The organism is Brevundimonas sp. TWP2-3-4b2 (assembly GCF_049897345.1).
In the GTDB taxonomy this organism is placed as follows: Bacteria; Pseudomonadota; Alphaproteobacteria; order Caulobacterales; family Caulobacteraceae; genus Brevundimonas.
This window is the reverse complement of sequence record NZ_JAFCWB010000003.1, coordinates 140,825-161,334: the sequence shown is the minus strand read 5'-3', so window position 1 is coordinate 161,334 and position 20,510 is coordinate 140,825. Positions and strand designations below refer to the sequence as shown.

The following is a 20,510-nucleotide window of genomic DNA, read 5'->3' as shown; positions in this document are numbered from 1 at the left end:
AGGGTCAGGGTTGGGCCGAGACGACCGTCTCGTCGAACCGGATGCCCGGCCCGAGGATCAGCACCCCGGCCATCAGCACCGCAGCCGTCGCCGCGAGGGCGGCCGCACCCAGGGTCGCGTACGGATTGGCCGGCCTGACCACAGGCGTCAGCAGCGTGCGGGCCTTCGAAATGGTCTTGTCGTTCATGGCCGGGCTCCGCTGGACTGTTCCAGTTCAGGACGGTTCGGTTAACGAAGACTTACGGCCGCACCCGCTTGGCGCAGGGCCCCGCAGCCCCTAGAAGCCAGACCATGATCCTGGTCGTCGATAACTACGACAGCTTTACCTACAACCTCGTCCACTACCTCGCGGAGCTGGGCGCGGAGACGCGCGTGGTCCGCAACGACGACCTGACCGCCACCGAGGCCTTCGCGTTGAAGCCCGAGGCGATCCTGCTGTCGCCGGGGCCCTGCACGCCCAACGAGGCGGGCATCTGCCTGGCGGTGATCGAAACTGCGCCGCACGACCTGCCGATCTTCGGCGTCTGCCTCGGCCACCAGGCCATGGGTCAGGCGTTCGGCGGTGAGGTGATCCGCGCGAAGACGCTGATGCACGGCAAGACCTCGCCGATCGAACATGCGGGTCAGAGCGTATTCCGGGGCCTGCCCTCGCCCTTCACCGCCACCCGCTATCACAGCCTCGCCGTCCGCCGCGAAACCCTGCCGGATGTGCTGGAGGTGACCGCCTGGACCGCCGACGGCGAGATCATGGGACTGGCGCACCGGACGCGGCCGATCCACGGCGTCCAGTTCCATCCGGAGTCGATCGCCACCGAACACGGCCACGATCTGCTGGCCAATTTCCTCGATCTGGCCAATGTCAAACGCCGGGCGATGGTCTGATGGCTGACGGCTTCAAGCCCCTGCTGGCCAAGCTGGTCGACGGCCGCGTGCTGTCCCCGGACGAGGCCCATGCCTTCTTCGCCGCCTGTCTGCGCGGCGAGCCCACCCCGGCCCAGGTCGCGGCGGCCGTGACCGCCCTGCGCATACGCGGCGAGACGGTGGAAGAGATCGCCGCCTTCGCCACCGCCATGCGCGATGCGGCCCTGACGCTGGACCATCCCTATGACGTCATCGACACCTGCGGCACCGGCGGTGACGGCCAGCACACCTTCAACATTTCCACCGCCGCCGCTCTGGTGCTGGCCGGTGCGGGCCTGAAGGTCGCCAAACACGGCAACCGGGCCATGAGCTCGAAATCCGGGTCCTCCGACGTCCTGTCGGTGCTCGGCGTCAATCTGCAGGCCAGCCCGGCCCAGCAGCGCCGCTCGCTGGACGAGGCCGGCATCGCCTTCCTCTTCGCCCCCGCCTACCACGGAGCCATGCGCCATGTCGGGCCGGTGCGCGCCGAGATCGGTTTCCGCACCGTCTTCAACCTCCTGGGGCCGCTGTCCAATCCGGCGGGGGCGAAACGTCAGGTCATGGGCGTCTATGACCCCCGCCTGCTGGAACCGCTGGCCGAGGTGCTGGGGCGACTCGGCGCGACCCGCGCCTGGACCGTCCACGGCCAGGGCCTCGACGAACTGACCACCACGGGCGAGACCGAGGTGGCGGAGTGGAAGGACGGGGCCGTCCGTCGCTTCACCGTCACGCCCGAGGACGCGGGCCTGCCCCGCGCCTCGATCGAAGCCCTGCGCGGTGGCGACGCCGAACAGAACGCCCTGGCCCTGCAAAATCTTCTGGCGGGTCAGGCCGGTGCCTACCGCGACATCGTGCTGCTGAACGCCGCCGCGGCCCTGGTCGTCGCCGACCGCGCCGCCGATCTGGCCGAGGGGGCGGCCCAGGCCGCCGCCGTCATCGACGACGGCCGTGCGGCAAAGGCCCTCGCCGATCTGGTCGCGGCCACCAACACCGTCATCGAGGAAGACCCCGCGTGAGTGATGTCCTGGCCGGTATCGCCGCCTACAAGCGTATCGACGTGGCCGCCCGCAAGGCCGCGACCTCGCAGGACGCCGTCGAGGCGCTGGCGCGTCAGGCCTCCGCCCCGCGCGGTTTCCGCGCCGCCCTTGACCGTCGCGCCACGCCCGGCCGCCCGGCACTGATCGCCGAGATCAAGAAGGCCAGCCCCTCCAAGGGCCTGATCCGCGCCGACTTCGACCCGCCCGCCATCGCCCGCGCCTATGAGCGGGGCGGCGCGGCCTGCCTGTCGGTCCTGACCGACGGCCCCAGCTTCCAGGGTGACGACACCTTCCTCGTCGCCGCCCGCGAGGCGACCGCCCTGCCCTGCCTGCGCAAGGATTTCCTCGTCGATCCCTGGCAGGTGGCCGAGAGCCGGGCCCTGGGTGCCGACTGCATCCTGATCATTCTCGCCATGATCGACGACGCCCTCACCGCCGATCTGCTGGCCGAGGCACGTCGGTTCGGGATGGACGCCCTGATCGAGACCCACGACGAGGCCGAAATGGCGCGGGCGTGCGATCTGGGCGGCGATCTGGTCGGCATCAACAACCGCTCGCTGCGGACCTTCGAGGTCGACCTGGCGGTGACAGAACGGCTGGCCCTGCTGAGCCCGGCCGGTGCCCTGCTGGTAGCCGAGAGCGGCATCTTCACGAAGGACGACGTCGCCCGCGTCTCGGACGGCCGCGCCCAGGCCATCCTCGTCGGCGAAAGCTTGATGCGTCAGGACGACGTCGAGGCCGCGACGCGAGCGCTGCTCGCCTGAAACCAACATCGTCATCCTCGGGCTTGACCCGAGGATCAGATCGTCCGCCTCGCGATACAGGCTGATGGGGCGCGGTCGTCGGGCCCTACCCGCCACCCGGACCCACGAACCTCTGATCCTCGGGTCAAGCCCGAGGATGACGGTCCAGGAGAGACGCGCTCCCGTTAAGTTGACATTAGGCAAGAACACTTACAGAACATCGGCAACGGTTCACGCCTTGTTCTGGACGATTCGACGCCATGCTCACGCGCAAACAGCACGAACTCCTGATGTTCATCCACGAGCGGATCAAGGAGACCGGTGTCTCCCCCTCGTTTGACGAGATGAAGGAGGCGCTGGATCTGGCATCCAAATCGGGCATCCATCGGCTGATCACGGCGCTGGAGGAACGCGGCTTCATCCGCCGTCTGGCGCACCGCGCCCGGGCACTGGAAGTCACCAAGATGCCGGAACAGGCCACCGCCGGTGCCCCGCGCGGTCGGGCGGGTTTCACACCTGGCGTCATCGAGGGCGGCGGCCGCTCTCTTCCCGCAAGTCCGGCCAACGACACCCGCGAGCTGTCGATGATGGGCAAGATCGCGGCCGGCACACCCATCGCCGCCATCGAACACGAGACCGCCCGCTATCCGGTGCCCGAGGCCATGCTGGGCGCGGGCGAGCACTATATGCTCGAGATCGAGGGCGACTCCATGATCGAGGCCGGCATCCTCGACGGCGACATGGTGGTCATCAAACGCGTCGACACCGCCTCATCGGGCGAGATCGTCGTCGCCCTGGTCGAGGGCGAGGAAGCCACGCTGAAGCGGCTGCGCAAGAAGGGCGGCTCGATCGCGCTCGAGCCCGCCAACCGCAACTATGAGACCCGCATCTTCGGCCCGGATCAGGTCGAGGTCCAGGGCAAGCTGGTCGGCCTTATCCGCCGCTATCACTGACCCCGTCCCGGATCAGGTCCGGGATGACAACGGCCTTTCCTAGTCATCCCGGAAGCGGCGCAGCCGTTATCCGGTCCGGGACCACGGTCGGTCGCCGCGTACGTCCGCTGACCAGACCGCACGCCAGCGCGGGCCGGATGGCGTGCGGTCACGCCACAGCTCAACGGCCCCGCCGCGCGCATAGTCGGTGCCGTCCAGCACCAGCCGTCCATCGCATGACGCCGGCAGTGCCGGAACAACCGGACGCACACTGACCACCAGGGCCGCACGGCACATCGCGTCGACCTGTTCCAGGGACGGGGCCCGATTGCCCCACCACAGGGCGAGGGGACCCGCCGACGGCGTGTCGGGCGCGCAGGAAGACCGGCTGCAGGTCCAGCCCGCCGGGGCCCGCTCGACCGGCAGCACACCGCGTCTCCGCGACCAGACATCGACCGCGAATTGGCGCACGCCGGGCCGCATGACCGTCGCCTGTCCCGCTTCGACAAACGCCGCATTGGTTCCCCCGTCGCCGATCCAGACATCCGGTGTGGGGCTGCGCGGCCACAGCATGACGGCGGCCGCGAACGGCAGTCCCAGCCACCGCAGCGGTCCCCGCCAAAGACAACAGAACAGCACGCCCAGAAAGGCGATCGGCAGGACGTAATCCGGCGCACTGGCCACCGTCCGCACCGCGCCCGGCAGTCCGGCCGTCCATGTGCCGATGGCCAGCATCAGTCCGATCCCCTGCCCCGCCAGCCACAGGAAGGGCGCGCCCAGTCCCGTCGGCTCCAGCAGGGCCCCCAGTGCCAGCATTGGCATGATCAGAAAGTCCGACACCGGTGCCGTCGCCAGGTTCGCCAACAGCCCGTACATGGCCGTGCGGTTGAAATGCTGCATGGCGAAGGGCCCGGTCGCCGCGCCCGCGACCAGACTGGCCAGAATGGCGGCACCCAGCCAGGCCCCGGCCCTCTGGACGATCAGGATCGGCAGGGGAGCCGAGAGTTCCTTCGGCCGCTGCGGCCAGGCCTCGACCAGGGCCACCAGAGCCGCGGTGGCCGCGAATGACATCTGGAAACCGGGCGTCACGATCGCCTCGGGCTGCATCAACAGAACCGCGAAGGCCGCCACTGCAAGGGCGTGCATGGTGATGGCCTGCCGGTCCAGCAGGATGGCCATAAAGGCGATGGACGCCGTAATCGCCGCCCGCTCGGCCGGCGGCGGCGCGCCCGAGACCACCAGATAGGTCCCGACCGCCAGCAGGCCCCCGACCGCCGCGACCTTCTTGCCCGACACGCGGAGCGCCAGCCAGGGCCAGGCGGCGACCAGCAGGCGCACGAGGAAGAACGCAAAGCCCCCGACCACAGCCATGTGAAGGCCCGAGATCGACAGGATATGCGCCAGTCCGGAATCCCGCATCACATCGACGTCGTCCGGGTTCAGCCAGGCCTCCTGCCCCGTGGTCATGGCGGCGGCGATTCCGCCGGTCCGCTCGCCCAGACGGGCGACGATGCGGCTGGCCAGGTCGAACCGCATCCCGTTGACCGCCATGGCCGCCCGCACCCGCCAGGGAGGCGGTGCCAGATACGCAGGTCGGGTCTCGCCGAGCGCGAACGCCACCCCGCCCAGGCTCTGGAAGTAGGCGTTGCGGCCGAAATCATAGGCCCCCGGGCTGGCCGGGGCCGGAGGCGGATTGAGGATGGCGAACAGCCGCACGGCCTGGCCCGGGGCCGGGACCTCGCCCCGCACGGTCGCGCGCAGGCGGACCGGCGTCTGTTCCGGCGTCAGCCCCCGGATACGCACCGGCGCGATCACCACCCGGGGCCCGGCCGATCCCGGACTGTCGACATCGATCACCCAGCCTTCGACGAGGGTCGGCTCGGCCATGGCCGGGACAATGGGGGCCGCGACGGCATCCGTCCGCCACTTGGCGACCGCGACCCCCAGGGTGAAACAGGCCAGCATCAGCAGCGGCAGGGTCCACATCCGGCCCAGCGCCAGCCGTCGGGCACCGAGCCACAGACCCGCCGCCACCATCGCCCCGACCCCCAGCGTCCAGGCGGACGGTTCGCTCTTCAGCGCGAAATAGCCGGCGCAACCGCCGCCGAACGCCACGGGCGACCACATCCGCCACCGCAGGGTCTGGGCCGCCACCTGGTCCCTCACGAAAAGACGCGCCCGTTCGCCGAGGCTGGGCTTTGGCGGCGTCGGCGCTATAACGCCCGCCATGGCCTCCCCATCTGATACCAAGCCCGCCGTCGTCACCCGCTTTGCCCCCTCGCCAACCGGTTCCCTGCACATAGGAGGCGCCCGGACGGCGCTTTTCAACTATTTGTATGCCAAGGGACACAACGGGAAGTTCCTCGTCCGGGTCGAGGACACCGATCGCGAACGCTCGACCGACGAAGCGGTAAAGGCCATTTTCGACGGTCTGAGCTGGCTGGAGCTGTTCGCCGACGAGGAACCGGTGTTCCAGTTCAGTCGCGCCGATCGCCACCGCGAAGTCGTCAACGCGCTGCTGGAGCGCGGGGCCGCCTACCGCGACTTCACCTCGGCCGATGAGACCGGCCGCCTGCGCGATCTGGCCAAGGCCGAACGCCGAACCTTCGAATCGCCCTGGCGTGACCGCGAACCGACGGTCGACGACCTGTCCCGGGCGCACGTCGTGCGCTTTCGCCGTCCCCTGCCCGGTCAGGTGACGGTCGAGGACGCGGTCCAGGGCACGGTCAACTGGGCCAATGACGATCTCGACGATCTGGTCCTGCTGCGCTCGGACGGGGCGCCGACCTACAATCTGGCCGTGGTCGTGGATGATCACGACATGGGCGTAACCCACGTCATTCGCGGCGACGACCACCTGAACAATGCCGCACGCCAGAGCCTGATCTATGACGCCCTGGACTGGGCACGGCCCGTCTTCGCCCACATCCCCCTGATCCACGGCCCGGACGGCGCCAAACTGTCCAAGCGTCACGGGGCCCAGGCGGTCCACGAATATGCCGCCATGGGCTATCTGCCCGAGGCCATGCGCAACTATCTGGCGCGGCTGGGCTGGGCCCACGGCGACGACGAACTGTTCAACGACGCCCAGGCGATGGAATGGTTCGACCTGGACGGGGTCGGCAAGGCCCCTGCGCGGCTGGACTTCGACAAGCTGGCCCATGTGAACGCCCACTGGATCCGCCTCGCCGATGACGACCGGCTGGCCAAGATGACCCTGGACATGCATCTGGCGCGCGGCCACGCGCTCGGACCCGACGACGAGGCGCGTCTGCTCAAGGCCATGCCGTTCGTGAAGGACCGGGCGAAAACCGCGCTCGAACTGGCCGACCAGACCGCCTTCGTGCTGCGGTCGCGACCGCTGAAAGTCTATGAAAAGGGCCTGCCCATGCTGACGGGCGAATCGGGCGAACGCATCGCCCGCCTGCGCGATCGACTAAAACTGTTCGCCAGTTGGGACGTCTTCGCGCTCGAGGCCGAACTCAAGGTCTTCGCCGAGGAAGAGGCGGTCGGCTTCGGCAAGATCGGCCCTGCGGTCCGCGCGGCCTTGACCGGAGACGGCGTCTCGCCCGACATCGCGAAAACATTGGCGGCTTTGGGGCGCGAAGAAAGCCTCGGACGCTTGGATGATGCGCTGCAACAGACTATCTGACAATTCATCAGACCGTGGATTGCGCCTCTCCGCGCCGGTCTCCGCCTAACCCCCAGGGGCTGCAATGACTGAACAAGCCAAACCCGCCGGCACGGCGACCCTCACCTACGGCGACAAGAGCGTCGAACTGCCTGTTCTGGCGGGTTCGACCGGTCCGAACGTCATCGACATTCGTAAGCTTTACGCCGCGACCGACGCCTTCACCTACGATCCCGGCTTCACCTCGACTGCCGCCTGCGAAAGCGCCCTGACCTTTATCGACGGCGACGTGGGCACCCTGCTGCACCGCGGCTATCCGATCGACCAGCTGGCCTCGCAATCCAACTTCCTCGAAGTCTGTCACCTGCTGCTGCACGGCGAACTGCCGACGGCAGCAGAGTATGAAGCCTTCGAGCGGAACATCACCATGCACACCATGCTGCATGCCCAGTTCGACCGCTTCTTCGAAGGCTTCCGCCGCGACGCCCATCCGATGGCGATCATGGTCGGTACCGTCGGTGCCCTGTCCGCCTTCTATCACGACAGCCTGGACATCCATGATCCGGTCCAGCGCAATATCTCGGCCATCCGGCTGATCGCCAAGATGCCCACGATCGCGGCCCGGGCCTATAAATACCACATCGGCCAGCCCTTTGTTTCGCCGCGTAACGAACTGACCTACGCCGAGAATTTCCTGCGGATGTGTTTCGCGGTCCCGGCCGAGGACTATGTGGTCAATCCGGTGCTGGCCAAGGCCATGGACCGCATCTTCATCCTGCACGCCGACCATGAGCAGAACGCCTCGACCTCGACCGTCCGCCTGGCCGGGTCTTCGGGCGCCAATCCGTTCGCCTGTATCGCGGCCGGCATCGCCTGCCTCTGGGGCCCGTCGCACGGCGGCGCCAATGAAGAAGCCCTGAACATGCTCAAGGAGATCGGCACTCCCGACAAGATCCCGGAGTTCATCGAGGGCGTGAAGGCCAAGAAATACAAGCTGATGGGCTTCGGCCACCGCGTGTATAAAAACTATGACCCTCGCGCCAAGGTGATGAAGGAGAGTGCCGACGAGGTGCTGGCCGCCGTCGGCGATCCCAACGACCCGCTGTTCCAGGTCGCCAAGGAGCTGGAGCGTATCGCCCTGTCGGACGAGTATTTCATCGAGCGGAAGCTGTTCCCGAACGTCGACTTCTATTCGGGTATCACCCTGTCGGCGATGGGCTTCCCGACCTCGATGTTCACCGTGCTGTTCTCGCTGGCCCGCACCGTCGGCTGGATCGCCCAGTGGCAGGAAATGATCGGCGATCCGACCCAGAAGATCGGCCGCCCGCGCCAACTCTACACCGGGCCGACCGAGCGGGACTATGTGCCGATCCAGTCGCGGGGCTGAGACTCAGAACCGGCCGTTGTCGTTGGCGGCTGTCGCCGGGATGGGCTGAACCACGTCCCAGTGTTCGGCGATCTTGCCGTTCTCGATCCGGTAGATGTCTATGACGGCCTGGCCGCGCTCGGTCGGGCTGTCACGCCAGTGCGAATGAACCACGACGAGGCTGTCGGCGGCGATGATGCGCTTGATGTCCACCGTCAGGCCGGGAACGGCGGCAAAATAACCGGTAAAGGCGGCGATGAAGGCGTCCCGCCCGGTCTCGATCGCCGGATTGTGCTGGATGTAGTCGACCGCGATCAGATCCGGCACGGCGGTGAGGTCCTTGCCGTTGAAGACGCGGCTGTAGAGCGCTTCCACGATCGCCCGATCCTCATCCGGACCGGCATTGGCAGGCCCGCCGAGCGCAAGCATGCCGACCACCACCAGGGCCAGGGTTCGCATCATCATCATGGCCGCCTGCCTTTCTGTATTGCGCCGTTCTCTCTAGCTGGTGTGTCCGGCGATGACCCGCAATATCGCCTCAGCCGCGATCTCCGACGGGTCACGTCCCTCCCGGCCCATCAGCTCCAGCGCGGCCGTCTGCCTTTCCGCCTGCACCCGCCGAGCCTCCGGGTCGGCCAGCAGACGGCCGACCGCCGCAGCCAGCTTCTCCGGCGTCGCATCATTCTGGATCAACTCCGGCGCGATCTCCGAATCGGCGGCGTGGTTGAACAGGGTGGCGTATTTGCCGGTGAAGAACGGCTTCATGATCGCATAGCTGAGCGGCTGGAAGCGGTAGGCGATGACCATCGGCGCGCCGGCCAATGCGAGTTCGGTCGAGACCGTCCCACTTGTGGCCAGCGCCACTGTGGCGGCACGCATGGCGGCGTATTTCTCGCGTTCGGCGACCAGATGCGCCCGGAACGGCCAGCCGGCCACACGGCCCGTGACATCGTCCGCCACCGTACCCGCTGCGACCACCGCGACCTCGAGCGCCGGGTCTGCTGCCTTGAGCTGCGCGATGGCGGCTTCATAGACCGGGGTCATCAGCCGGATCTCGGAGGGGCGACTGCCCGGCAGGACCAACAACAGCCGGGCATCGGTCGCGATACCCCGTAAAGCCCGCCACGCCGCCGGATCCGCTTCGCCGAAATCGACGTGCAGCGCCTGCGATCCCACGACCGTCGTCGGCAGACCCTCGCGCTCGAACCACGGTGCGTCGAAAGCGTACAAGGCCAGCAGATGATCCACGGACGCCGCCAGGGTCTTCGCCCGGCCAAGCCGCGACGCCCAGACCTGCGGTCCAACGTATTTGATCAGAGGTACCCCGGGCAGGGCCGTCTTCAGCGCCTTGGCGACCCGGATTGTGAAGCCCCAGCTGTCAATCAGGACCACGGCGTCCGGTTTCTCGGCGACAGCCAGCGCGACGGTGTCGCTCACCCGGCGCTTGACCAGGCCATAGGCCTTCAATCCCTCGATCCAGCCGAGAATGGACAATTCGGCAATATCGAACGGGCTGCGGACCCCCTGTTCGGCCATGCGCGGCCCGCCTACGCCGACAAAGGTCACCTTCGGACCCAGGCGAGCCTTCAGTGCCCCGGCCAGACCCGCGCCCAGGGCGTCGCCGGACGCTTCGGCAGCGACCAGCATGACCTTCAGCGGCCGGCTCATGCGCCCATCTCGCCCCAGACGAACAGGCCCAGCCGGTCGGCGGTCTCGACGATGGCGGCATGGTCGATCAGGATCAGCTTGCCGGCGACGCCGCCGACGCCTGCCAGACCCGCAGCCGCCGCCATCTCGATCGTGCGCGCACCCATGACGGGCATGTCGACGCGCAGGTCCTGGATCGGCTTGGGCGTCTTGCCGAGCGCGCCCTTTCGGTGGGTCGTTGATCCGCGCAGGTCCGCCGGCAATGCGGCAACCCGCGCCAGCATGGCGTCGGTCCCCTCCTGGGCCTCGACGGCCAGGACCAGGCCGTCGCAAACCACCGCGCCCTGACCAATGTCGAGTTCTCCCGCCTTTTCCGCAACATGTAGCGCTTTCCGGAGGTCGGATAACTGCTCCGGTGACGGTCGAACGGCACCGAGAGCTCCAGCCGGAAGCGTCTCACCGCCCAGAATGTCGTCAGCCCCCTCGATGGCGTAACCCTCATTCTCGAATACCGACAGGATCTTGCGCAACAGCGCATCATCGCCCTTCGTCGCCGCGGCCACGATGCCCGGCAACAGGGTCGCGCCCTTCAGGTCGGGCTTCAGAGTCCTGAAATCCGGTCGGTTCACCGTTCCAGCGAACGTCACCGCGGCACAGCCCGCCTTCTTCAGCGCCGACAAGACCTTGCCGATCTCGGCCAGGCCCGCCTCGATGCCGGGATAACGGGCCAGATGCGGATCAGCGAAGCCGGCAAGGCGCACCACGAACACCGGCCGTCCTTCGGCCTCACACCGGGCAGCGACCGATATGGGAAGCGCACCGCCGCCGGCAATCAGGCCCAGCTTGCTGCCGATCCCGGCGCCGCTCATTCGCCCGGCAGGCAAAGGGGCCGTTTGCCGTCCTCGCGAATGAAGGCCGTGATTTCCATGATCTCGGGCAGGTCCGCATAGCCGCCTTCAACCGCGTCCAGCCGCTCGGCAAAAGTCCCGCTGCCCTCGAAGAGGTCGCGATAGGCACCCAGCAGGCGGCGGATCGCCGTCCTGTCATAGCCCTTCCGCTTCAGGCCGATCAGATTCAATCCGTGCAGTTGGGCGTGATTACCCCAGGCCGAACCGTAGGGAATGACATCGCGCGTTACCGCAGCAAGACCACCGACGATGGCCCCCTGCCCCACCCGGCCGTTCTGGTGCACAGCGGCCAGACCGCCGAGGAAGACCTTTGAGCCAATGCGTGCATGACCGCCCAGTGTGGCATTGTTGGCCATCACGACATGGTCCCCGACGACGCAGTCGTGGCCGACATGGGCTCCGGTCATGAACAGGCCGTGGGAGCCGACGCGGGTCACGCCCGTACCCTGCGGTGTACCCCGGTTGAAGGTCGAGTGCTCGCGGATGCTGTTGTCGGGCCCGATCTCGAGCCGCACCGACTCGCCCTTGTAGCCCGTATGCTGCGGGTCGCCGCCCATGACGCAAAAGGGATGGATGACGGTGCGCGCCCCGACCGTCGTATCCTGCTGGACAACGGCGTGACTGACCAGCCGCACATCGTCTTCCAGAACCACGCCGGGGCCCACGACGCACCACGGCCCGATCTCGACCCCGTCGGCCAGCCGCGCACCGGGATCCACGACGGCTGTGGGATGGATTCGGCTCACGCGGGCACCGGCTTGTCGATCGTGACCATCATGGCGGCGAAGTCCGCCTCTGACGCCAGCTTGCCGTCGATGAAGGTCTCGCCACGGAACTTGAAGATGTCGCCCCGGATCTTCGTTACCACCACCTGCATCCGCAGCTGATCGCCGGGACGGGCCGGCTTGCGGAACCGCACGCCGTCGATCGACATGAACATGATCACCTTGCCCTCGACCTCGACATCCATCGACTTGGACATCAACAGCGCGCCCGTCTGGGCCATGGCCTCGATGATCATCACACCAGGCATGACCGGATCGATGGGAAAATGTCCCGGGAAATAGGGTTCGTTGTGCGTGACGTTCTTGATGCCGGTAATCGAGGTGTTGGCGACGAAGTCTTCCGCCTTGTCGACCAGCAGGAAGGGATAGCGATGGGGCAGACGCCGCATCACCTCGGCATAATCGATCTTGCCGTCTTCACTCATCCTGCGGGCTTCCTCGCCGTCGGCGCTTACGACCGCGCCTTTCCGGATGCCTGTTTGGCGAGCCAGATCGTTTCGCGCAAGAACTGACGCAGCGGTTTGGCCGGGTAGCCGGACCAGGTCTCGCCGGCGGGGACATCCGCGAGGACGCCGGCACCGGCCGCGATCCGTGCGCCTTCACCGATGCGAATGTGGTCGCCGATGCCCGCCTTGCCACCGAATATGACGTTGTCACCGACGATAACCGATCCGGAAATGCCGGTATTCGCCGCCATCAGGCAGTTGCGGCCGATCACGCAGTTGTGGCCGATCATGACCAGATTATCGATCTTCGTGTTCTCGCCGATCACCGTGTCGTCATAGGCACCGCGGTCGATACAGGAGTTCGCGCCCACGGTGACGCCGTCCTGCAGAATCACGCGGCCGAGTTGGGGAATGTCGATGGGGCCATCCTTTGACCCGGAGGCGCCGAATCCCGGCTCCCCGATGCGGGCTCCGGCCAGAATCTTCACTCGATCGCCGATCAGGGCGAATCCGATCGTGACGTTGGCGGCGATCTGGCAGTCGCGCCCGATCTGGACACCCGGCCCGATGACCGTATTCGCGCCGATACGGCTGCCGCGCCCGATGCGGACACCGGGCCCCAGCACAACGCCGGGCTCGACCACGACAGACGGGTCCTCAGACACCTCGCCCGCATCGGCGGCCCGGGCCAGGACGACCGGTCGGTGAAACAGGCTCGACGCCCGCGCCCAGGCCGCCTGCGCTTCGCCCGACACGATAACGGCCGCACCAGGCGGTGCCGATTCGATTGCGCTCTTCGGCAGGATCACACAGCCGGCGCGCGTTTCGGTCAGGGCGGAGAGGAATTTGCGGTCGCCGAGGAAAGCGACTTCGGTTGGCCCCGCCGAAGCCAGCGGGGCGACGGCGGAGACCCGAAGGTCTCCGCCTCTTTGCGTTTCGCCCCCGATCCGGTCGGCAAGCTCGGCGACGCTCAGCGCCGGCAGGCTGTCGAAAAAGCGCGGATCGGGCATGGCGGCCTTACTGCGCGGAAGCCTGGGCCGGCACCGGGGTGCGGTTGAAGCTCAGCGACGGCAGGGCCGTGTTCAGACGCTGGATGACCACGTCGGTGATGTCCATCGCCGGGTTGGAGATATAGACGGCCGAACGGTCCAGAAGCAGGCCGCAGCCGCGCTCCTGATAGACGGCGACCAGGATCGGATCGGCGGCCTGGGCGATAGCCCGGACCTGAAGCTGCTGGGTGTATTGCAGCTCGGCCTGGCGAGTCTGCTCCAGCTGCTGGGCTTCCTGCACCCGCTGCTGAAGCGCCTGACGACGCGTGCCTTGCGGGTCGGCTGCGGCACCGCCCTGTTGCAGCTGCTGCACCTCGGTCTGGATCACCGCGGCGTAGGGCTGGATCTCGCCCTGCACCTCCGTAACCAGGCGCTGCATACCGGCCTGAACCGACTGGCCGGCAGTGGACGTCGCGAGAAGGCGGTCGTTATGGAAGACGCAGACGCCTGCGATCACCGGGCCCGGGTTGGACGGAGCCTGCGCCTGGGCGGCGGCAGCGCCGGCGGCCAGGGAAGCGAGCGCGAAAGCGCCGAGAGCGAACAATTTCATCTTGAACCTTTGAAGCGGAAATCGGGTCCGCGGCTAGAACTGTGTTGAGGTCGAGAAGCGGAACGTTTCTGTTTTGTCGTAGATTTCCTTGCCGATGATCTGGCTCAGGTCGAATCGGATCGGCCCCATCGGCGAACGCCAGTGAATGCTGACACCCGCCGTGGCGCGGAGCTTCAGCTCATCAACGATGTTGGGGTCCGGGCTGCCCAGAGAATTCACCGTATAACGCGCGTCAAGCACGCCGAGTGTCCCCACATCGGCGAACAGGGACGTCTTGATCCCGTACTGTTCCGGCAGGAAGTTCGGGACGGTCAGTTCCAGGGTTCCGATGGCATAGAAATTGCCGCCCAGAGCATCTCTCGTGGTCAGATCGCGCGGACCCAGGCCGGCGGTTTCAAAGCCACGGAAACTGTTGCCGCCTTTGAAGAAGCGGTCATTGATCCGGATCGGATCCCCACCCCAGCCCGCGATATAGCCGGTCGAGGCCGAGGCCGTAACGACCCATTCCGGCGTGATACCCCAATAGGCAGAGACATCACCTTCGGTCTTCACATAGTTCACGTCGCCGCCGATGCCCGCGAAGTCCTGACGGAACGAACCGGTCCATCCGCGCGTGGGCCGGACGGGATCGTTCCGCCGGTCGACCAGCAGGGTGTAGCCCGCCGATGAATTGAGGAACGATCCGACCTGGTCACAAAGAGCGCTCGAGCCTGAACCGGAGGCGTTGCAATAGCCTGTGGGAACGATGATCTCGTCGCTCTTGAGGAAGTAGCGCGTGCTCAGCAAGGTGTAGCCGTTCAACGGGTACGACAGCCGCAGCCCCCCACCGGTCGAGCGGTAGTCATATGACGAGTATTTGCTCAGGTCATAGCGCGAGTGGAACGCGTCGAACCCGGCGCGAAGATCGCGGCCGAGGAATTTGGGCTCGGTGAAGCGGAAGTCGATCTGCTGGCGCAACGAGCCCCACTCGAGACGCGCCACGACGTTCTGGCCACGGCCGCGGAAGTTGCGCTCTGTGATGCCAAGGTTGACGACAAAGGAGTCGACCGAACTGAAGCCCGCACCGACCGAGAGTTCGCCGGTGGGCTGCTCGGTGACGGTCACATTGACCACGGATCGGTCAGGCGCCGATCCACGCGCCTCCTCGACCGTGACGTCCTTGAAGAAGCCCAGGGCCCGCAGATTGTTGCGCGAACGCTCGAGGAGCGTGCGATTGAAAGCGTCGCCCTCCGTCAGCATCATCTCGCGGCGGACGACGTTGTCTAGGGTGCGGGTGTTGCCGATCACATTGATCCGGTCGACGTAGACCCGCTGGCCTTCCTTGATGTTGAAGGTGACATCGACGGTGTCGGTCTCGGGATTGGCCCTGTAGGTCGGCTCAATCTCGACAAACGCATAGCCCGCCGAACCGGCGGCGAAGGTCAGGGCATCAACCGCCGTCTCGATCTTGTCGCTCTCGTACAGATCGCCGCTCCTGATCGGCAGAAGCAGCTTCAGGAACTCGGGGTTCAGCCGGTCGTTCTCGGTGACCACATCCACTGTGCCGAAATTATACCTGTCCCCTTCGTCCACCGTCATGGTGATGCCGAAGGCGGTGTCATTGGGCGTCAGTTCCGAGATCGCCGACAGAACCCGGAAATCATAAAAGCCGCGGTTGGTGTAGAATTTCCGAAGTTGCTCGCGGTCATAGTCCAGGCGGTTGGGATCGTAGTTGTCGTTGGTCGTGAACAGCCGGTACCAGGCCGACTGCTGTGTGACCATGACACCGCGAAGATCGTTGTCCGAGAAGGCGCTGTTGCCGAGGAAGGTGATCGCACGCACGCCGGTTTCAGGACCTTCGTCGATCTCGAACACCACGTCGACGCGGTTCTGTTCCAGCTGGACGATCTTGGGCGTGACGGTCGCAGAAATACGGCCGGACAGGCGATACAGCTCGACGATCTTGCCGACGTCTTCCTGGATGCGGGCGCGGGTGTAGATGCCCCGTGGCTTCAGCGTAACTTCCTTGGTCAGCTTGTCTTCGCTGAGCGCCCCGTTCCCCTCGAACACCACCTGGTTGATGATGGGGTTCTCGACGATCTCGACGATCAGATCGCCGTTCGAGATCCCGAGCTGGACGTCTGCGAACAGCTGGGTCCGGGTCAGGGTGCGGACAGCGACGTCGAGGACCGAGGCATCGACCACATCACCGGGCTGGATCGGCAGATAGGACAGGACTGTGGTCTGATCGATGCGCTGGTTGCCACGCACCAGGATGCGGTTGACGACCAGCCGCTCTTCCTGGACAGGCGCGGCCTGGGCTGCCGGAGCCGGTTCGGCCGGCGCGCCGGCCTGCATGGCGGAAGCTGCCGCCGGCGCGGACTGAGCCAGCACCGGGCCAGCCATTCCGGCCGCGACCACAAGGGCTAGCAAGCTCGGGCTCAGGCGCCGGGCGAAACGGAGGGCAGACGCGTCTTGTCGGATCATGCGGGAAACCATCGGGGGCTGGCGTCGGCTCGTCATGCGAGCCCGCCGAGGAATTTGAACAGGCTCAGCTTTTGCAAGTCGTTCCAAGTGGCGAACAACATCAATCCCGCCAGCAAAGCAAGGCCGACGCGATAGCTGACCTCCTGAACGCTGGCGGGGACTGGCCTGCGGGCCACAGCTTCATATGCGTAAAACAGCAGATGCCCCCCATCCAGAACCGGAATCGGCAAGAGGTTTACAATGCCAATTCCGATCGAAACTATGGCGGCGAACTGAAGAAACGTCAGCGCGAGGTTCGCCGCCATCCAGATCGGGTCGGGATTCGCCGCCACAGCCTGACGGGTGACCCCCCCGGCCGCCTTGGCGATTCCGAGCGGTCCGTTCAGCAGGTCACCCGATTCCTTGCCCGTGAAGATGCGGCCGATGTAGGTGGCGGTCGTTCCCACGGTCTCGCTGATCGTCTCGGCACCCTTGCCGGCGGCCTCAAGCGGATTCAGGCGGCGGAAGCGGTAGTCCTGCGCCAGCGGTGCCATCTCCAGCCCGATGCGAGCGATCTTGACCCGCCCGGCCAGTTCATCCTGCTCTTCGCGGCGCTGCGGCGTGGCCGTCAGGAACACCTGCTGTCCTCCGCGGTCCACGGTGAACCGGAGGGGATCGCCGGCGCTCATGATGACGATGCGCGTGACCTCGGCACCTTCCTGAACCGCCTCGCCGTTGACGGCTACGATCAGATCGCGAGGCTGGAAGCCTGCCTCGGCCGCGGGCGTGCCGGGAACGACCCGCGCCACGCGGGGGGCCACGATCTGCTCACCCACGACACTGAACAGGATTGTGAAAAGCACGATGGCCAGCAGGAAGTTGGCCGCCGGTCCCGCGGCGACGATCAGCGCCCGCTGCCAGATCGGCTTGAAATGGAAATAGTCGCGCTCGGCCCCGGCACCGTTCTCGGCGATGACCCGCTGGCGTAGTTCAGCCAGCCCGGCGTGGTCAGGCACGCTGGACGCGTCCAGATCGCCTGAAAACTTGACGTATCCGCCCAGAGGCAGCCAGGCCAGACGCCATTCCGTACCGTGCCGGTCAGTCCGGGCGACGATCGTCTTGCCGAAGCCGATCGAGAACCGGTCGATCTTCACGCCGAAAGCGCGCGCGACGAGGAAATGGCCCAGCTCGTGGATGGTGACGATAAACGTCAGCACCAGCAGGAAGGGTACGATGGTCAGCAGTGCCTGGCCGAGAAAGCCCGTCATCCGGTTTAGGGTCCCTTCGCCGTCAGGCTGCCGCCGCGATGCCCTGGAGGATCAATTCCGCCGTCCTTCGTGCCTGCGCATCAACCTCGAGGGCCGCGTCGCATGCATCGTTGGAAGAGGAAACTGCCCCCGGGCCCGTCACGCGCGACAAGGTGTCGGCGACGACTGCGGCAATATTGAGAAAGCCCAGGCGACGGTCAAGAAAAGCCAGGGCCGCAACCTCGTTGGCCGCATTGAATACGATCGGCGCGACGCCCCCGGCCTCGAGTGCCTGACGGGCCAGTTTCAGGGCCGGGAAGCGCGCCTCGTCCGGTGCCTCGAACGTCAACTGCCCCAGGCGGGCGAGATCCAGACGCGGTGCCTGCCAGGCGATCCGGTCGGGCCAACCCAGGGCAAAGGCGATCGGCGTCTTCATGTCCGGCGGCCCCATCTGGGCGAGCGTCGAGCCGTCGATGTATTCGACCATGCTGTGGATGATCGACTCGGGATGCACCACCACCTCGATCCGCTCGGCTGGCATGTCGAACAGATAGGCCGCCTCGATCGTTTCCAGTCCCTTGTTGGCCATGGTCGCGCTGTCGACCGAAATTTTGGCCCCCATGCTCCAGTTCGGGTGGGCCACGGCCTGTTCCGGCGTGATCGCGCCCAGCGCTTCGCGCGGCAGGGTCCGGAACGGTCCGCCCGACGCCGTCAACACCAGTTTGGCGACCTGTTCGGGCGCGTCGTGCGGGAACACCTGATGGATGGCCGAATGCTCGGAGTCGACCGGGATCAGCCGCCCGCCGGATTGTTTCACCCGATGGATCAGGGCCGGGCCACAGCAGACCAGGCTCTCCTTGTTCGCGAGCGCCAGAGTGCCGCCCGTCGAGGCCGCGGCCCAGGCCGAACGCAGCCCCGCCGCACCGACGATGGCCGCCATGATCCAGTCCACCGGCCAGGTGGCCGCCTCAATGATCGCCGCCTCGCCTGCCGCCACCGCCACGCCTGTTCCGGCGAGACCGTCGCGCAGCGCCTCCAGCCGCGCCGGATCCGCGGTCACCGCAATCTGCGGCTTCCAGCGGCGGGCCTGTTCCACAAGCCGCGCGATATTGGCCCCGCCCGTCAGGGCTATAACCTCGAATGTCCCGGCACCTGCGCTCTCGATCTGATCCATCAGATCCAGCGTCGAACAACCGACCGAGCCGGTCGAACCGAGAACCGTGATGCGACGGTGGATCATGCGCCTCCCCCGAAGAGCCCGACCAGCAGGCGGCCGCAGGCCACCACCACAACAGCAAACATCAGTCCATCGACCCGGTCCAGCAGGCCACCGTGGCCGGGGATCAACTTGCCGGCGTCCTTGACGCCAAAGCGCCGCTTGAGAGCGGACTCCCACAGGTCGCCGGCCATGGTCGCCAGCGCCGCTGCCAGGCCCAGGACCGCGCCCCAGACCGGACCGATGCCCAGCTCAAGGAAGGTCGCCAGCAGGCTGCCCGCAACCGTCCCGGCCGCCAGTCCGCCGATAAAGCCTGACCATGTCTTGTTCGGCGAGAATCGCGGCCACAGCTTGGGACCGCCGACCAGATTTCCCACCACATAGGCCATGATGTCCGAAGCCCAGGCGATGGCGAACGCGGACACCGTCCAGGCCAGACCCGCCTGGCTCTCGGAATCCCGCAGCCAGATCAGCAGCACCGCCGGCCAGCCGAGGTAGAGGACACCATAGGCCGCATCCAGCGCTTCCTGTCCCCGATTACGCGCGAACAAACCCGCCGCAACGGCGCCGAAGACAAGCATGACCAGCGCCAGAGACAGCTGCTGCGCGTAGGCCGCCACGACTCCCGCCACCAGGCCGAAGCCGACGGCACCGGCCATGACGCGCCATGCCCGCGAGGCGCTCATCCTCGCCCATTCGACAGCCAGCAGGGCGCACGCCGCCAGCATCAAACCCAGGAACCACGGCCCGCCGGCCCAGATGGCCAGCACGGCTGCCGGTGCGAGCACAATGGCCGACAGGGCCCGCGGCCCGAGGTCGCTGACCTTGACCGCCATCAGCCGACCGCGAGGGCTGGGGCCGCATACGGCGTCGCCCGGCCGCCGAAACGCCGGTCCCGGTTGCGATACTGCAAGACGACATCGGCCAGCGCTTCAGGGCCATAGTCCGGCCACAGCACGTTCTGGTAGACCAGCTCGGCATAGGCCGCCTCCCACAGCAGGAAGTTCGAAAGCCGCTGCTCGCCCGAGGTGCGCACGATCACATCGACGGGAGGCGCGCCGGCAGTGGACAGACCCAGGCCCAGGGTCTCCTCATCAAGCGGACCCGTCGCCTTGCCGGCGAGGACCAGATCGACATGACGCTGCGCCGCATCGACGATGTCGGCCCGGCCGCCATAGTTGAAGGCGACCTGAAGGATGAATTTGTCATTGTGGGCTGTCGACTTCTCCGCCCGTTCAATGATGGCTTCAATGTCGGCGGGCAGGCCCGTTCGGCGGCCCAGCACCCGCACCTTTACGCCCTCGCGTTCCAGGCGCTTCAGGTCACTGGCGACATACGACCGGACCAGCCCCATGAGGTCGGAAACCTCTTCGGCCGGCCGCCGCCAGTTTTCGGTCGAGAAGCCGAACACCGTCAGACATCCGATGCCCAAATCGGGCGCGGCCTGAACCGTCCGCTTCAACGCCTGCACCCCCTCGCGATGGCCAACGGCGCGCGGAAGGCCTCGCGCTTCCGCCCAGCGCCCATTGCCGTCCATGATCAGGGCGACGTGACGCGGCCCTTCAATCGGCGCGGCGGGCTGGGAGGGTTTGGCGAACATGGACGCTT

Annotated in this window: 20 protein-coding genes; 6 read left to right on the top strand and 14 right to left on the bottom strand. The window is 66.7% G+C overall.

Annotated elements, in window-relative coordinates:
• Positions 1 to 4: 4 nt before the first annotated feature.
• Entirely contained in the window at positions 5 to 187 is a 183-nt protein-coding gene (locus ACP7AS_RS07800; RefSeq protein ID WP_426028303.1) for a peptidoglycan-binding protein, read from the bottom strand.
• Between the two features lie 104 nt (positions 188 to 291).
• Here ACP7AS_RS07800 and ACP7AS_RS07795 point away from each other — a divergent pair, with 104 nt between their 5' ends.
• The 4 genes from ACP7AS_RS07795 (at position 292) to lexA (ending at position 3,633) form a co-directional block, all read left to right on the top strand.
• Positions 292 to 882, top strand: coding sequence for an anthranilate synthase component II (locus ACP7AS_RS07795; RefSeq protein WP_426028302.1), 591 nt, complete (start codon positions 292 to 294; stop codon positions 880 to 882).
• Complete coding sequence (gene trpD / locus ACP7AS_RS07790) at positions 882 to 1,916, top strand: anthranilate phosphoribosyltransferase (RefSeq protein ID WP_426028301.1); 1,035 nt, start codon at positions 882 to 884, stop codon at positions 1,914 to 1,916. Before ACP7AS_RS07795 ends, trpD begins: the two co-directional genes overlap by 1 nt.
• Entirely contained in the window at positions 1,913 to 2,701 is a 789-nt protein-coding gene (trpC, locus tag ACP7AS_RS07785) for an indole-3-glycerol phosphate synthase TrpC (RefSeq protein WP_426028300.1), read from the top strand. The genes trpD and trpC overlap by 4 nt, the downstream gene beginning before the upstream one ends.
• Before the next feature lie 239 nt (positions 2,702 to 2,940).
• A complete protein-coding gene (lexA, locus tag ACP7AS_RS07780; RefSeq protein WP_426028299.1) occupies positions 2,941 to 3,633 on the top strand; it encodes a transcriptional repressor LexA in 693 nt (230 codons plus the stop codon).
• Between the two features lie 66 nt (positions 3,634 to 3,699).
• Here lexA and ACP7AS_RS07775 read toward each other — a convergent pair whose 3' ends face one another.
• Complete coding sequence (locus ACP7AS_RS07775; protein ID WP_426028298.1) at positions 3,700 to 5,841, bottom strand: ComEC/Rec2 family competence protein; 2,142 nt, start codon at positions 5,839 to 5,841, stop codon at positions 3,700 to 3,702.
• Between ACP7AS_RS07775 and gltX the strand changes: the two genes are divergently transcribed.
• Together gltX and gltA are read left to right on the top strand one after the other, a co-directional pair.
• On the top strand, positions 5,840 to 7,264 hold the full coding sequence (gene gltX, locus ACP7AS_RS07770; protein WP_426028297.1) for a glutamate--tRNA ligase: 1,425 nt from the start codon (positions 5,840 to 5,842) through the stop codon (positions 7,262 to 7,264). The genes ACP7AS_RS07775 and gltX overlap by 2 nt on opposite strands.
• A 64-nt stretch (positions 7,265 to 7,328) precedes the next feature.
• Positions 7,329 to 8,630, top strand: coding sequence for a citrate synthase (gltA, locus tag ACP7AS_RS07765; protein ID WP_426028296.1), 1,302 nt, complete (start codon positions 7,329 to 7,331; stop codon positions 8,628 to 8,630).
• Positions 8,631 to 8,633: 3 nt separating this feature from the next.
• Here the strand turns inward: gltA and ACP7AS_RS07760 are convergent, their stop codons facing one another.
• The 12 genes from ACP7AS_RS07760 to uppS all read right to left on the bottom strand — a co-directional run bounded on the left by ACP7AS_RS07760 (position 8,634) and on the right by uppS (position 20,502).
• On the bottom strand, positions 8,634 to 9,074 hold the full coding sequence (locus tag ACP7AS_RS07760; protein ID WP_426028295.1) for a nuclear transport factor 2 family protein: 441 nt from the start codon (positions 9,072 to 9,074) through the stop codon (positions 8,634 to 8,636).
• Between the two features lie 36 nt (positions 9,075 to 9,110).
• Positions 9,111 to 10,277: a lipid-A-disaccharide synthase gene (gene lpxB / locus ACP7AS_RS07755; protein WP_426028294.1), complete on the bottom strand. Its 1,167-nt coding sequence runs from the start codon at positions 10,275 to 10,277 to the stop codon at positions 9,111 to 9,113.
• Positions 10,274 to 11,125 (bottom strand): UDP-2,3-diacylglucosamine diphosphatase, encoded by an 852-nt coding sequence (lpxI, locus tag ACP7AS_RS07750; protein ID WP_426028293.1) that lies wholly within the window; start codon positions 11,123 to 11,125, stop codon positions 10,274 to 10,276. Before lpxI ends, lpxB begins: the two co-directional genes overlap by 4 nt.
• The gene (lpxA, locus tag ACP7AS_RS07745) at positions 11,122 to 11,910 is read right to left on the bottom strand and encodes an acyl-ACP--UDP-N-acetylglucosamine O-acyltransferase (RefSeq protein WP_426028292.1); all 789 of its coding nucleotides are present in this window, start codon (positions 11,908 to 11,910) and stop codon (positions 11,122 to 11,124) included. Before lpxA ends, lpxI begins: the two co-directional genes overlap by 4 nt.
• Positions 11,907 to 12,374, bottom strand: coding sequence for a 3-hydroxyacyl-ACP dehydratase FabZ (gene fabZ, locus ACP7AS_RS07740; protein ID WP_426028291.1), 468 nt, complete (start codon positions 12,372 to 12,374; stop codon positions 11,907 to 11,909). The genes lpxA and fabZ overlap by 4 nt, the downstream gene beginning before the upstream one ends.
• Positions 12,375 to 12,400: 26 nt before the next feature.
• A complete protein-coding gene (gene lpxD / locus ACP7AS_RS07735; protein ID WP_426028290.1) occupies positions 12,401 to 13,405 on the bottom strand; it encodes a UDP-3-O-(3-hydroxymyristoyl)glucosamine N-acyltransferase in 1,005 nt (334 codons plus the stop codon).
• Between the two features lie 7 nt (positions 13,406 to 13,412).
• Positions 13,413 to 13,994 (bottom strand): OmpH family outer membrane protein, encoded by a 582-nt coding sequence (locus ACP7AS_RS07730; protein WP_426028289.1) that lies wholly within the window; start codon positions 13,992 to 13,994, stop codon positions 13,413 to 13,415.
• A 33-nt stretch (positions 13,995 to 14,027) separates the two neighbouring features.
• The gene (gene bamA, locus ACP7AS_RS07725) at positions 14,028 to 16,379 is read right to left on the bottom strand and encodes an outer membrane protein assembly factor BamA (protein WP_426028779.1); all 2,352 of its coding nucleotides are present in this window, start codon (positions 16,377 to 16,379) and stop codon (positions 14,028 to 14,030) included.
• Between the two features lie 113 nt (positions 16,380 to 16,492).
• A complete protein-coding gene (locus tag ACP7AS_RS07720) occupies positions 16,493 to 17,707 on the bottom strand; it encodes a M50 family metallopeptidase (RefSeq protein ID WP_426028288.1) in 1,215 nt (404 codons plus the stop codon).
• A 22-nt stretch (positions 17,708 to 17,729) separates the two neighbouring features.
• Positions 17,730 to 18,926, bottom strand: a complete 1,197-nt coding sequence (gene dxr, locus ACP7AS_RS07715) for a 1-deoxy-D-xylulose-5-phosphate reductoisomerase (protein WP_426028287.1) — start codon at positions 18,924 to 18,926, stop codon at positions 17,730 to 17,732.
• Entirely contained in the window at positions 18,923 to 19,738 is an 816-nt protein-coding gene (locus ACP7AS_RS07710) for a phosphatidate cytidylyltransferase (RefSeq protein WP_426028286.1), read from the bottom strand. Before ACP7AS_RS07710 ends, dxr begins: the two co-directional genes overlap by 4 nt.
• Entirely contained in the window at positions 19,738 to 20,502 is a 765-nt protein-coding gene (gene uppS, locus ACP7AS_RS07705) for a polyprenyl diphosphate synthase (protein ID WP_426028285.1), read from the bottom strand. The genes ACP7AS_RS07710 and uppS overlap by 1 nt, the downstream gene beginning before the upstream one ends.
• Positions 20,503 to 20,510 lie beyond the last annotated feature (8 nt).